The sequence below is a fragment of the Rhodococcus sp. WAY2 genome (assembly GCF_009859915.1).
GTDB classification, from domain to species: Bacteria; Actinomycetota; Actinomycetes; order Mycobacteriales; family Mycobacteriaceae; genus Rhodococcus_F; species Rhodococcus_F oxybenzonivorans.
The window spans coordinates 2364183-2377500 of the sequence record NZ_CP046572.1 but is presented as its reverse complement, the minus strand read 5'-3'; the positions used below and the strand labels follow the sequence as shown (position 1 = coordinate 2377500).

15 protein-coding genes are annotated in these 13318 nt (G+C 64.4%); 1 reads left to right on the top strand and 14 read right to left on the bottom strand.

The features are described from left to right. Nucleotides 1–179 precede the first annotated feature (179 nt). Nucleotides 180–1442, bottom strand: coding sequence for a UDP-N-acetylglucosamine 1-carboxyvinyltransferase (gene murA, locus GFS60_RS11085; RefSeq protein WP_159921214.1), 1263 nt, complete (start codon nt 1440–1442; stop codon nt 180–182). A 54-nt stretch (nt 1443–1496) separates the two neighbouring features. On the opposite strand from murA, the gene GFS60_RS11080 reads away from it, so the two are divergent. After that, nucleotides 1497–2072: a cob(I)yrinic acid a,c-diamide adenosyltransferase gene (locus GFS60_RS11080; RefSeq protein ID WP_159921212.1), complete on the top strand. Its 576-nt coding sequence runs from the start codon at nt 1497–1499 to the stop codon at nt 2070–2072. Here the strand turns inward: GFS60_RS11080 and GFS60_RS11075 are convergent, their stop codons facing one another. From GFS60_RS11075 to prmC, 13 genes are all read right to left on the bottom strand, one after another. After that, entirely contained in the window at nt 2073–2495 is a 423-nt protein-coding gene (locus tag GFS60_RS11075) for a DUF2550 domain-containing protein (RefSeq protein ID WP_109328711.1), read from the bottom strand. Between the two features lie 48 nt (nt 2496–2543). Further along, nucleotides 2544–2912, bottom strand: coding sequence for a F0F1 ATP synthase subunit epsilon (locus GFS60_RS11070; RefSeq protein WP_109328709.1), 369 nt, complete (start codon nt 2910–2912; stop codon nt 2544–2546). Nucleotides 2913–2918: 6 nt separating this feature from the next. Next, nucleotides 2919–4370 (bottom strand): F0F1 ATP synthase subunit beta, encoded by a 1452-nt coding sequence (atpD, locus tag GFS60_RS11065; protein WP_109328707.1) that lies wholly within the window; start codon nt 4368–4370, stop codon nt 2919–2921. 3 nt (nt 4371–4373) lie between these two features. Continuing rightward, entirely contained in the window at nt 4374–5348 is a 975-nt protein-coding gene (locus GFS60_RS11060; RefSeq protein ID WP_159921210.1) for a F0F1 ATP synthase subunit gamma, read from the bottom strand. Between the two features lie 72 nt (nt 5349–5420). Next, nucleotides 5421–7064, bottom strand: coding sequence for a F0F1 ATP synthase subunit alpha (atpA, locus tag GFS60_RS11055; protein WP_109328703.1), 1644 nt, complete (start codon nt 7062–7064; stop codon nt 5421–5423). Nucleotides 7065–7125: 61 nt separating this feature from the next. Continuing rightward, nucleotides 7126–7953 (bottom strand): F0F1 ATP synthase subunit delta, encoded by an 828-nt coding sequence (locus GFS60_RS11050; RefSeq protein WP_201453549.1) that lies wholly within the window; start codon nt 7951–7953, stop codon nt 7126–7128. A gap of 5 nt (nt 7954–7958) precedes the next feature. Then, entirely contained in the window at nt 7959–8519 is a 561-nt protein-coding gene (locus tag GFS60_RS11045) for a F0F1 ATP synthase subunit B (RefSeq protein ID WP_109328699.1), read from the bottom strand. A 7-nt stretch (nt 8520–8526) separates the two neighbouring features. Next, nucleotides 8527–8772 (bottom strand): ATP synthase F0 subunit C, encoded by a 246-nt coding sequence (locus tag GFS60_RS11040; protein WP_005252955.1) that lies wholly within the window; start codon nt 8770–8772, stop codon nt 8527–8529. An 85-nt stretch (nt 8773–8857) separates the two neighbouring features. Continuing rightward, nucleotides 8858–9637: a F0F1 ATP synthase subunit A gene (atpB, locus tag GFS60_RS11035; RefSeq protein WP_109334994.1), complete on the bottom strand. Its 780-nt coding sequence runs from the start codon at nt 9635–9637 to the stop codon at nt 8858–8860. A gap of 328 nt (nt 9638–9965) precedes the next feature. Further along, complete coding sequence (locus GFS60_RS11030; protein WP_159921206.1) at nt 9966–10439, bottom strand: hypothetical protein; 474 nt, start codon at nt 10437–10439, stop codon at nt 9966–9968. A 38-nt stretch (nt 10440–10477) separates the two neighbouring features. Further along, nucleotides 10478–11659, bottom strand: coding sequence for a glycosyltransferase family 4 protein (locus tag GFS60_RS11025; RefSeq protein ID WP_109328695.1), 1182 nt, complete (start codon nt 11657–11659; stop codon nt 10478–10480). 34 nt (nt 11660–11693) lie between these two features. After that, nucleotides 11694–12362, bottom strand: coding sequence for an L-threonylcarbamoyladenylate synthase (locus tag GFS60_RS11020; protein WP_159921204.1), 669 nt, complete (start codon nt 12360–12362; stop codon nt 11694–11696). Beyond that, nucleotides 12359–13288, bottom strand: a complete 930-nt coding sequence (gene prmC, locus GFS60_RS11015; RefSeq protein WP_159921202.1) for a peptide chain release factor N(5)-glutamine methyltransferase — start codon at nt 13286–13288, stop codon at nt 12359–12361. The genes GFS60_RS11020 and prmC overlap by 4 nt, the downstream gene beginning before the upstream one ends. Between the last annotated feature and the right edge of the window lie 30 nt (nt 13289–13318).

Sequence of the window (13318 nt, the reverse complement as noted above, 5' to 3'; positions counted from 1 at the left end):
TCGAATAAGTTACGCGACGGGAAACAGCTTGCCAAATCCCCAGGTCGCCGAGGCGCTCGGCCCCGTTTGCGCTGGTCAATCGGTTGGTTTCCAGCAACTTCGGTCCTTCGGTCGCCGCCTCGCGGACTGTGACGCCCGACTCACCCTGCGACCACTGGGGTGTATCGGCTGCGAACCCGTCAGGATCCGGCGTCGACACGCTCGATCTGGCCTCCGAGGCCTTGCAGGTTCTCGACAAAATATGGGTAGCCGCGGTCGATGTGGAACACGTCGTGCACCTCTGTCACTCCGTCTGCCACAAGGCCGGCAAGCACCAATCCGGCGCCGGCCCTGATGTCGGAGGACCACACGGGAGCGCTGGACAGCAGCGGTATACCGCGGATCACCGCATGGTGTCCGTCGGTCCGCGCGTCGGCCCCCAGCCGGATCATTTCCTCGACGAAGCGGAACCTGGCCTCGAACACGTTCTCCGTGATCATCGAGGTCCCTTCAGCCACTGCTGCGAGACCGATCGCCATGGGCTGAAGGTCCGTGGGGAAGCCCGGATACGGCAGCGTCGCGAAGTTGACAGCGGTGGGACGAGCTTTCTGCGCCACCCGAAATCCGTCCGCCTCCGTGGTGACCTCTGCCCCCGCGACCCGCAACTTGTCCAGAACCAAGCCGAGATGTTTCGGGTTGACGCCACGGACCCGGACGTCCCCCCTCGTCATCGACGCGGCGATCCCCCACGTCGCGGCCACGATGCGGTCACCGATGACGCGGTGTGTGGTCGGTTCGAGCTGGTTGACGCCCTGAATGGTGAGCGTCGAAGTGCCCGCTCCCAAAATTTTGGCTCCCATGCGGATCAGCATGTTGCACAAGTCGACAATCTCCGGCTCACGCGCGGCATTGTCGATCACCGTCTCGCCTTTGGCGAGAACAGCGGCCATGAGGATGTTCTCCGTCGCCCCCACAGACGGGAACGCAAGCCGAATGTTGGCTCCGTGCAGATCGTCTGCCTGGGCAACGACACATCCGTGTTCGATCGTGCTCTGCGCGCCCAGCAACCGAAGTCCGGATTGGTGCATATCGAGTGGCCTGGATCCGATGGCGTCGCCGCCGGGCAGAGCGACCACCGCGCGTTTGCACCTCGCCACCAAGGGGCCCAGCACACACACCGATGCCCGGAACTGGCGAACTGCGGCAAAGTCCGCGTGATATTTCGGCTCCGCCGGCGTGGTGATCCGAACCAACGAATCTTCGAGAACCACCTCGCACCCGAGGCCGCGCAGGACGTCGGCCATCAGAGGAACGTCCAGGATGTCGGGGCAATTGGTCACGACGGTGGTGCCCTCAGCCAACAGCGCCGCCGCCATCAGCTTCAGAACACTGTTCTTGGCGCCCCCGACAGACACTTCACCTACGAGACGGTTACCACCGGTAACAAGGAAGCGTTCGCTCACGAAGCACAGCCTAGAGCCAGCGGCACCAGCCTCGGAGGCCGGTACCGTAACGCTATGGCCGTACACCTCACCAAGATCTACACCCGGACCGGCGACGACGGGACCACCGGACTCAGCGATTTCTCCCGCGTACCGAAGAACGATCCCCGCCTCATCGCGTATGCGGACTGTGATGAAGCGAACGCCGCAATCGGCGTCGCTGTGGCGCTGGGGAATCCCCCCGAGGAGATCCTGTCGATTCTGCGGCAGGTACAGAATGACCTGTTCGATGCCGGTGCCGATCTGTCCACCCCGGTGGTCGAGGAACCCAAGTATCCACCGCTGCGTATCACCGCCGACTACATCGACCGGCTCGAACGCTGGTGCGACGAGCTGAACGAGCGCCTCGAACCCCTGAATTCCTTCATACTGCCCGGCGGAACCCCATTGGGAGCGCTGCTCCACGTTGCGCGAACCGTGACACGGCGTGCGGAGCGATCGGCGTGGGCCGCTGTCGACGCATATCCCGAGAACACTCACGCGCTGCCGGCGAAGTACCTCAACCGACTCTCGGATCTGCTCTTCATCGTGGGACGGGTCGCGAATCCCGAAGGAGACGTGCTCTGGAAACCGGGAGCGGGGAAAGCCTGATCAGAATCGGCGTCCGCGTACCGATCGGCCCGACGGACGAGATTCGACCCACGACAGGAACGCGGTCAAAGCTCCACCGTCCAAGGCGATCTCGTACGCGGCGCCTCGGTCCTTCACGGACAGGATGACGATTTCGTCGGACATGATGTCGAACTCGGAGCCCTCTGGTTTACGACGGCCTTCGACTTCGATCCCCTGCCGCTCGATGCGCGAATCAGGGCCGGGACGCAAACTCGACAACTTGAAGAAGACGAGGGAGCCCTCGCCGTAACGAATGACGCCGTGACGCCATCCGGTGTCCCCCGCGGAAGGCGCCACGCGGAGAATAGCCGCGGTTCCACCGCGACGAAGAACAGCCAGACGATAGAGAAAGACCGCGACGAAGGCGGCGAGCAGCACAACCAGAATGATCAACACAGTCATTCCGATTGTCACTGTTCGTCGGCTCCGTCGCGGTCTGTCTCGTGTAACCTATGCGCGCTCTACGGCGCGAACTCGACCCTTGGCAACAGCAATCGCCTCGAGATCGTCTCCGCTCTCCTGGAGCACCGCCCGGGCGGCCTCCACGTCGATGTCCTCCGCGAGTTCGGCGGACTCGGCGAGGATCGTGACAGACTTCGCCGTCACGGAAAGGAAGCCGCCGTGCACAGCTGCCACGATTCGCTCGCCGTCGGCTGTCGTGATCGCGACGACGCCACCCTCCACGAGCTGTCCGAGGACAGGCTCGTGACCAGGCATGACACCGATCTCACCCTCGGTCGTCTGTGCGCTGACGAGAGTCGCCGAACCAGACCACAACCGTCGCTCGACAGCGACGAGTTCCACGGTCATCTCAGCCATCGTCGACTACTTCCCGGCGATCTTCTTGGCTGCAGCCTCGACGTCGTCGAGTCCACCGCAGCTGTTGAACGCCTGCTCGGGCAGGTGATCGAACTCGCCCTTGCAGACGCGGTCGAACGCCTCGATGGTGTCGCGGAGCGGCACCACGGAGCCGGGCTCACCGGTGAACTTCTCGGCGACGATGAAGTTCTGGCCGAGGAACTTCTGCAGACGGCGGGCACGGCCGACGAGGACCTTGTCCTCTTCCTGCAGTTCGTCCATACCGAGGATGGCGATGATGTCCTGCAGTTCCTTGTACTTCTGCAGGATTCGCTTGACCTCGTTGGCCACCCGGAAGTGCTCGGCACCGACAATGCCGGGCTCGAGGATCCGGGAGGTGGAGCTCAGCGGGTCCACAGCGGGGTAGATACCCATCTGCGAGATCGGTCGCGACAGCTCGGTGGTCGCATCGAGGTGCGCGAACGTCGTGGCCGGCGCCGGGTCGGTGTAGTCGTCGGCGGGCACGTAGATCGCCTGAAGCGAGGTGATGGAGCGACCACGCGTCGAGGTGATTCGTTCCTGCAGCTCACCCATCTCGTCAGCCAGGGTCGGCTGGTAACCCACGGCCGAAGGCATACGACCGAGCAGGGTCGACACCTCGGAACCGGCCTGGGTGAAACGGAAGATGTTGTCGATGAACAGCAGAACGTCCTGGCCCTGGACATCGCGGAAGTACTCCGCCATGGTCAGTGCGGACAGGGCGACGCGCATACGCGTTCCCGGCGGCTCGTCCATCTGGCCGAAGACGAGGGCGGTGTCCTGAAGGACGCCCATCTCTTCCATCTCGAGGTGAAGGTCGGTGCCCTCACGGGTGCGCTCACCGACGCCTGCGAACACCGAGGTTCCGGAGAACTCGCGGGCGATACGGGTGATCATTTCCTGGATCAGAACGGTCTTGCCGACACCGGCACCACCGAACAGACCGATCTTTCCACCCTTGACGTACGGGGTGAGGAGGTCGATGACCTTGATACCGGTCTCGAGAATCTCCGTCTTGCCCTCGAGCTGGTCGAAGGCTGGCGGCTTGCGGTGGATGCCCCACTGCTCGCCGTCGCGTCCCGTGCCGGGAGCGTCGAGGCAGTCGCCCAGTGCGTTGAACACGTGGCCCTTGACGACGTCGCCGACGGGAACCGAGATCGGCTTGCCCGTGTCGGCCACCGAGGTGCCGCGGACGAGGCCGTCGGTCGGCTGCATGGAGACGGTGCGCACCAGGTTGTCACCGAGGTGCTGCGCGACCTCGAGGGTCAGCGTCTTGGCGACCGAGGGAAGCGTGATCTCGGCATGCAAGGCGTTGAACAGTTCAGGAATGGAGCCACGCGGGAATTCAACGTCCACGACGGGACCGATGACCCGCACGACGCGGCCGGCCACGGACGAATCCGAACCTGCCCCGTTTGTTTCGGTTACTGCTGCGGTCATTGCTTAGTCACTTCCTGCGCTCGAGGCGAGCGCATTCGCGCCGCCGACGATCTCGCTGATTTCCTGGGTGATCTGGGCCTGGCGAGCCTGGTTGGCCTGACGGCTGAGAGTGTTCACCAGTTCGTTTGCGTTGTCCGTCGCCGCCTTCATGGCGGTACGACGGGCAGCCGACTCCGACGCCGCAGCATCCAGCAGCGAGGAGTAGATGCGGGTGCTGATGTACTTCGGCAGCAGGGCACCGAGCAACCTGTCGGGTTCCGGCTCGAAGTTGTATCCGGCGACCGGTTCGTCGTTCCGGTGACCGTTCGACAGCATGTCTTCACCGAGTTCGATGTTCTCCTCGGAGACCGTGACGTCCAGCGGAGCCATCCGCCGCACCTCGGGAGACTGAGTGAGCATCGACACGAAGCGGGTGTAGACGATGTGCAGTTCGTCGACACCTTCGATGGATCCCTCGCCGTTGTAGGCGGGAATCTCGGAGCCGGATCCGGCCATGAAGAGCTCCACCAGGTGGCGGCTCGCCTTGGCAGCATCGGAGTAACCGGGGTCCTGAGAGAACCCTGTCCACGCAGCCCCCAGGTCGCGACCACGGAACGTGTAGTAGCCGAGGCCCTTGGCACCGAGCACGAAGATGACCGGGTCCTTGCCCTCGCTGCGCAGCAGTTGGAACAGTTCCTCGGCCTCTTTGAGGACGTTGGAGTTGTACCCACCGCACATGCCGCGGTCGCTGGTGACAACCAGGACGGCAGCACGCTTGGCGTTGGCGCGCTCGTTGAGCAACGGGTGATCCAACGACGCCGACGCACTTGCCAGCTCCGTCAGGACCTTGGTGATCTCCTCGGCATACGGCTTCGACGCAGCGACCCGGGCCTGAGCCTTGGTGATGCGCGAGGTCGCGATCAGCTCCTGGGCCTTGGTGATCTTCTTGGTCGAGTTGACCGACTTGATACGAGACCGCAGTTCGAGAATGCTTGCCATCGATCGATCACTCTCCCTTCATGTTTCGCGGCGTCCCCGTGGTGGTGCGACGCAGTGTCATGGACTGGGCGCTCACTTGCTGACGGTGGTGCGCTTGACGTTGATCTGCTCGTGCCCGACCTCGTTGGCGTCGAGCGCCTCGGCCTCGGCCTCGTTCACGACCCGGCTTCCGTCGGATGCGAGGAAGCCTTCCTTGAACTTGTCGGTGGCCTTGATCAGCGCGGCGGCGTTGTCGGCGTCGAGCGCCTTGCCACCCTTGATGCTCGAGTACACGTCGGAGGCACTGCGGTGCAGGTCTTCCAGCAGCTCGGTCTCGAACCGGCGCACGTCACCGACGGGAACGCTGTCGAAGACGCCTTCACCGGCGAGGTAGATCGAGACGATCTGGTCCTCGACGGGAATGGGGCTGTACTGATCCTGCTTGAGCAGCTCGACCAGGCGAGCACCACGCTCGAGCTGCGCCTTCGACGCGGCATCGAGGTCCGACGCGAACGCGGAGAATGCTTCGAGCTCACGGAACTGTGCCAGCTCCAGGCGAAGCGAGCCGGATACCTTCTTCATGCCCTTGGTCTGCGCGGCACCACCGACACGGGACACCGAGATACCGACGTTGATGGCGGGACGAACACCCTTGTTGAAGAGGTCCGACTCGAGGAACACCTGACCGTCGGTGATGGAGATGACGTTGGTCGGAATGTACGCCGAGACGTCGTTCGCCTTGGTTTCGATGATCGGCAGCGCCGTCAGCGATCCGCCGCCGAGCGCGTCGGACAGCTTCGCCGAACGCTCCAGCAGACGGGAGTGGAGGTAGAAGACGTCACCGGGGTAAGCCTCACGTCCCGGCGGGCGACGCAGCAGCAGCGAGATGGCGCGGTAGGCCTCGGCCTGCTTGGTCAGGTCGTCGAATACGACCAGAACGTGCTTGCCCTGGTACATCCAGTGCTGGCCGATGGCGGAACCGGTGTACGGAGCGAGCCACTTGAAGCCGGCGGAATCGGATGCGGGGGCGGCGACGATGGTGGTGTACTCCATCGCGCCTTGCTCCTCGAGGGCAGCCTTGACGCCCGCGATGGTCGAGCCCTTCTGGCCGATCGCGACGTAGATGCAGCGAACCTGCTGCTTCTCGTCGCCGGACTCCCAGTTGGCCTTCTGGTTCAGGATCGCGTCGATGCAGACGGCGGTCTTGCCCGTCTTGCGGTCGCCGATGATGAGCTGACGCTGTCCGCGGCCGATCGGCGTCATGGCGTCGATGGCCTTGATGCCGGTCTGCAGCGGCTCCTCGACGGGCTGGCGCTCGAGCACGGATGCTGCCTGCAGTTCGAGGGCACGGGTCTCGTTGCTCTCGATATCGCCCAGGCCGTCGATCGGCTGGCCGAGGGGGTCCACGACGCGTCCGAGGAAGCCGTCGCCGACGGGAACCGACAGAACGTCGCCGGTCCGCTTGACTTCCTGGCCCTCCTGGAGGTCCGCGTAGTCACCCAGGATGACGGCACCGATTTCGGTGGCGTCGAGGTTGAGGGCAACGCCCAGGATTCCGCCGGGAAACTCCAGCAGTTCGTTGGCCATCGCCGAAGGCAGGCCACTGACGTGCGCGATGCCGTCGCTGGTGTCGGTCACAACGCCGACCTCCTCGCGGGAGGCCTCCGGGGAGTAGCTCGCGGTGTAGTTCTCGATCGCGCTACGGATCTCGTCGGAGGAGATCGTCAGCTCCGCCATGATTGTTCCTGCTCTCGGTGTCTGGTTTTCGGAAGTATCTGGGTATTGATTCGGAAGCGGACTACTTGAGGGACTTCCGCAACGCTGCGAGACGCCCCGCTGCGCTGCCGTCGATAACCTCGTCGCCCACCCGGACGACCAAGCCGCTGAGGAGCTCGGGATCGACCTCCACGTGAACCGTCACCGGCTTCCCGTAGGTACGGGTGAGGGCGGCGGCCAGCCGATCGGTTTGCTCACTGCTCAGTGTAGAAGCGCTCCGAACCTTCGCTACGACGGCTTCTCGCCGAGCTGCCGCCAGATTCGCCAATGCGTCGAACGCATCCGCGGGGGCGGTCGACTTCAACCTGCCCACTGCCTGAACGGCCAGCGCCTCCGTGACTGCAGTCACCTTGCCGTACAGCAGCTTGGAGAGCAGGTCACGCTTGGCTTTCGCCGAGACGGATCGATCGGAAAGCGCCTGTTCGAGTGTCGGGTCACCTGCGACGATTCGACCGAGACGGAACAATTCGTCCTCGACCCCGTCGAGCTGTCCCTGGTCGGCCGCTGCCTTCAGCAGCGACTCCCGACCGAGAAGCACCAGCGAGTTGAGCAGGTCGGAGGTGGTGGACCAGTTCTGGCCCACCGCCGCCTTCACGGTGGCGAGGGTCTCCGCGGAGACCTTGCCACCGAACACCTGCTCGGCCAGGCCTTCGCGAGCGCTCCCGGCCGCCGAGTTGTCCGACAGCGCACTGCGAAGAGTGCGCTGAACGTCCAGGGTCTCGACGACCGTGAACAGCTCTGCCCCGGTCTGGGCCGCGGCCGCGGTGGCTGCTCCGGCAGAGACGGATCCCAAGGCCGAAGACAACGCAGCACGTGTCTGCGTCAAGGCCTCACGGCTCGCTGCGTACATGGTGCTCACTTCCCTGCTGCGGAATTTGCGCCGATGGCGTCGAGCTCGTTCAGGAATCGGTCGACCGTGCCGGCCCGCTTGACGTCGTCGGAGAGCGACTCCCCGATGACCTTCTCAGCGAGGTCGACCGCGGTGCGTCCGAGTTCGCCACGCAGTTCGGTGACGATCTGCTGCCGCTGAGCAACCAACTGGCTGTGACCGGAGGCCACGATGCGGTCGCTCTCTTCCTGAGCCTGTGCCTTCATCTCGGCGAGGATCTGCTGCCCCTGGGTGCGCGCGTCCTCACGGATCTGCGCAGCTTCGGTGCGAGCTTCGGCGAGCTGGGCACGGTACTGCTCGAGCGCCGCCTTCGCCTCGGCCTGGGCTTCTTCGGCCCTCTTGATGCCGCCGTCGATCTGTTCGGTTCGCTCGGCAAGGACCTTCTGGAACATCGGAAGGACGTACTTCCAGAAGACGAAGCCGACGACGAGCAGGCAGACGAGCGACCAAACGATGTCATACGTCGCGGGCAGGAGAGGGTTGTGTGTCTCTTCCTCTGCCGCGAGCAATGCGATGTTGGTTGCCATGACGGTCTTAGAAAATGAAGCCGGCGACGAGGCCGATCAGCGCGAGGGCTTCGGTGAAGGCGATACCGAGGAACATGGTGGTACGAACCTGTCCGGCCATCTCGGGCTGGCGAACCATGCCCTCGATCGCCTTACCGACAACGATGCCCACGCCGATGCCGGGGCCGATCGCGGCGAGACCGTAGCCGATGGCTCCGAATCCCGTCGAGTTGGTTTCCTGGACAGCTTCCTGAGCGAGGTAGGCGAGGCTCATGGTGTTCCGTTCCCTTTCTGTTGACCTCCGCCGGATTCGGCGGGAGGCTCAGTTCTTGGTGTAGCTGGTCGTGGAGATGTTGGTGCTAGTGCGAATCCGCGTGCAGAGCCAGGTCGATGTACACCGACGTGAGCAGCGCGAAGACGTAGGCCTGCAGGAAGATCACCAGCAGTTCGAAGAAGGTGAATGCGATGCCGGCGGCGAGCGATGCAACACCGAACACGGCCTGGAAGCCACCTGAGGTGAAGAAGAAGAACTGGGTGGCACTGAAGAACAGCACCAGCAGGATGTGGCCGGCCAGCATGTTGGCCATGAGACGCACCATGAGCGTGAACGGCCGCAGGACGAAGGTGGAGATGAACTCGATCGGCACGAGCAGGAAGTGCAGGGGAAGCGGGACGCCGGGAACCACGATGCTGCTCTTGACGTACTTGAAGAACCCGTACTTCTTGATGCCCACGTAGTTGAAGACGATGTACGCCAGGGCAGCGAGCACCAACGGCATGCCGATACGCGCGTTGGGCGAGATGTTGATGAACGGGATGATGCTGCCGAGGTTGCTAGCGAGCACAAGGAAGAAGATCGTCGTGATGACGGGCAGGAAGCGCTTGCCTTGTTCCTTGCCGAGAATCTCTTCCGCGATGTTGATCCGGACGAAGTCGAGAGCGATCTCGCCGATGTTCTGGACACCGCGGGGAATGATCTTCGGGCTGCGCATCGCGATGACGAAGAAGATCATCATGAGGGCGGACAGCAGGATGCGAACCAGCATCAGGCGGTCGAGTTCGAACGGAGTCCCTTCGAACAGGACCGCGGGCGGGAAGAAGTCGTTCAGGGAAGGCGGATGGAATTCTCCAGCAGCCACGTTGATGACGCTCAGCGTTCTCTCCCGTAGTCGGTCCGCAGCCTTCGTTGACTGCGGTTCGATCGGACATTGACGATCAAACAAGTCGACAAGCTCGACTCGCGTATTCGTCAGCTGCTGTGGACTCCAGGGAGTCCAGCGTCTGTCGGTGTCGGCGACTCTCGTCGACTCGGCGGCCTTGAAAGTGCGACCGCCTGCAAGCATGCAATACCAGCCAGTAACTTACTCGCCGTCTCATTGCTCTCGCTTGACCCAGACCTTATCAAGTCATCTACGACGTTGTGTAGACGGGGTCCGGCTCGATTCAATTTTACTACATCCCGTAGTACTACTGGGCGTCCTTCTCCCCCGGTTCGGCATCGCCCGCCGCGCGTGGCTCCACGTACGGGGCCTTCACGCCAAGTACCCCATAGGTTTCCGCACCGAGCACGATCACCAAGGACAACACGATGACCAATACCAACGCCGTTTTGTCGTAGAAGTCGAGCGGTTTCAGGATTGCCAGGACCGTGATCGCGAGGATCATTTTCAACAGCCAGGTACCGAGCAGCACCGCCCCCGCAGTCATGGCGGGAAGCTTGGCCGTGAACAACACCCCGAGGGCCGTGCATAGGATGAACCCTCCGCCGACCGCCGCGCCCAACAGCGCGCCGTAGAGACCGGGCATACCTGCGAGCAGGGTCGCAACGATGGAACCGACCACTGCCAGCACGATCAGGCCGAGAACGCCGTAGCGAACGGCGGCCCGCAACGAGGCGGTGTGATCGGGAGCAGGCGCGGGGATGAACGTCACGGTCGCCAAGGGTAGTGGATCGTCCTCGGCGCACCGCAACCGTGACCTCACGTCTGGCGGTCGTGCTGTTGCCCCCGGATGGAGGGTACCGCCGTGACCACCAGCGCGAAGACGAGTCCGCCGGCCACCAGGAGCACCACTACGCGGCGGTCGAACAAGGCAGATCCGACCGCACCGAACGCCAGCACGCCGACCCATAAGTAGATGAGCAGGACCACTCGCCGATGTGAATGCCCGATCTGCAGGAGGCGGTGGTGAAGGTGCATCTTGTCGGGGCTGAACGGACTGACGCCTGCGCGCGTACGCCGGACTACGGCAAGCAACAGGTCGAGGATCGGGATGAACATGACGGCGCCGACGAGCAGCAGTGGCGACAGAAGACCCAGAAGGTCGCGGGTGCCGTACGCGGTCAGCGGAATGCGGCCGGAGGCGCTGGTCGAGATGGCCGCGAGCATCAGGCCGATCAGCATCGATCCGGAGTCGCCCATGAAGATGCGCGCAGGCTGGAAGTTGTGCGGCAGGAAACCGAGACAGGCGCCTGCCAGTGCCGCGGCGATCAACGCCGGCGGATAGGCGCTCACATCACCGCCCTGATCGTGGAGCAATCCAACCGAGAACACGCAGATCGCGAGCGAGGAAATCAGCCCGAGACCTGCGGCGAGACCGTCGAGGCCGTCGACGAAGTTCATGGCATTGACCATCACCACGGCGACCGCCACCGTGACCAGTCCCGCCTGCAGCTGGTCGAGAATCACCGTGGTGCCATCGCCGAACGGAACGTAGATGATGAACCAGCTCACGCCCATCACGACGAGAATTCCGGCGGCCGTCACCTGGCCCACGAACTTGGTCAGCGCGTCGAGACCCCACCGGTCGTCGACCACCCCCACGAGAACGATGACGAACCCCGACACCAGGGCAGCGGGGATATCGGAGGTGAACTCGAATCCGCGGGTGAGCGCGGGTAGTTGCTGCGCGAACAACAGCGCGACCAGCATGCCCAGGTACATTCCGACGCCCCCGAGCCGGGGCGTGGGCGTGACGTGCACGTCCCGGTCCCGAGGCACCGCCACCGCCCCGAACCGCAGAGCGAACAACCGGACGGCGCCGGTGGCGAGGTAGGTGACCACCGCGGCAGTGAAGAGGACGAGCAGAAGTTCACGCAGAGGGACACCCGCACCCCCACCTGCTTGAGCCAGCACCACGCCGGCGGATTCGGCAGCAATCACTGGGCAGACGCTACCGTTGCCCCGCGCAGCCCGGTCATGCCGTCGCGGTCCCCTCGAGCAGACTCTCCGCCGTCACCCCGAGGACGTCGGCGACGTCACCGGTGGGTACGGCGCCTTCCCGGAGAATGCGGGGGCTCGCGCCGGTGAGGTCGACGATGGTGGAGGCCCGGCCCTGTTCGGCGCGTCCGCCGTCCAGGTACACGCCGGCCGATCCGCCGAGCTGGTCCCGAGCTTCCTGGACGGTGGTGGCCGGTGGTTGTCCGGAGACGTTGGCGCTCGACACCGCGAGTGGTCCGACTTCACGTAACAGTTCGAGGGCGACCGGATGCAGGGGCATGCGAAGCATCACCGTCCCGCGCGTATCACCGAGGTCCCATGCCAGCGAAGGGGCCTGCTCCACAACAAGACTCAGGCCACCCGGCCAGAAGGCCCGAATGAGGTCGCGGGTGTGCGGTCGCACGCTGTACACGAGGCCGTCGATGGTGTTCCACGATCCGACCAGAACCGGCACAGGCATATCGCGGCCACGGCCCTTCGCCCGCAGCAACGCGGCGACTGCATCGCCGTCGAATGCGTCGGCGCCGATCCCGTAGAGGGTGTCCGTGGGCAGGACGACGAGTCGTCCAGCCTTCAGGGCGTTCTTGGCCGCACTCATTCCGGCGGCGCGGGAATCGGGGCGGCCACAGTCGTAAACGGTACTCACCGGCTCATTCTTTCATCCTCGCCGGCGGCCTCCGCACGCTGCGCCTCGACATCGGTCGCGATGCGCCGAGCCACCACGAAGCGGGGCTTGCCCGCGAGGTCGGGGTGTTCCGCGACGTCACCGAACACCCGACGCGCCGCGAACAGCGCCGCGACGTCCGCACCGTTGGTGTCGTCGTGCTCGATTCCCACTGCTCCCCCGATTCTCAACCACCGCGCGACATTCGAGATCATCGGCTTGATCACAGATAGCCCGTCCGGTCCGGCGAATAGTGCGCTGTGCGGGTCGTGATCCGCTACTTCCGGCTCGAGTTCCGCGCCCTCGGGAATGTACGGCGGGTTGGCAACGATGAGGTCGACTGCACCTTCGAGGCCGGTCAGGATGGTCCGGTCGGTGACGTCGCCCTGGTACAGCTTGATCGGGGTGTCGCCCGCCTGGGCGCGGGCATCGGCATTGCGCCGCGCCCAGGCGAGCGCGTGCGGTTCGAGTTCGACGGCGTGCACGACGGCGTCGGGGCGGGCGTGGGCAATGGCGAGCGCGAGCGCACCCGACCCGGTACACAGATCCATGACGACGGGTGGGTGCTGATCGCAGCTTCCCAGGAACGCGAGCGCCCACCCGAGGAGAAGTTCGGTCTCCGGGCGCGGAACGAAGACGCCGGGACCGACCTCGATGTCGATGTCCCCCATGGCGGCGGTTCCCAGGATGTACTGCAGCGGGATTCGCTTGGCGCGCTGTTCGACCATCTTCTTGTAGGCGTCGATCACCGACTCGTCGACCAGCGGCACGAGACCCAGTCGGGTCCTCTCCACCCCCAGCAGATGGGCAGCCAGCATCTCGGCGTCCGCGCGGGCGCTGTGCACCCCTGCCTCGTCGAGTTGCGCGGCTGCATCGATCAGGGCCAGGCGAAGGGGAAGTCGGCTCACGGGTACAGACTGCCACGCCCGGGGAACGGT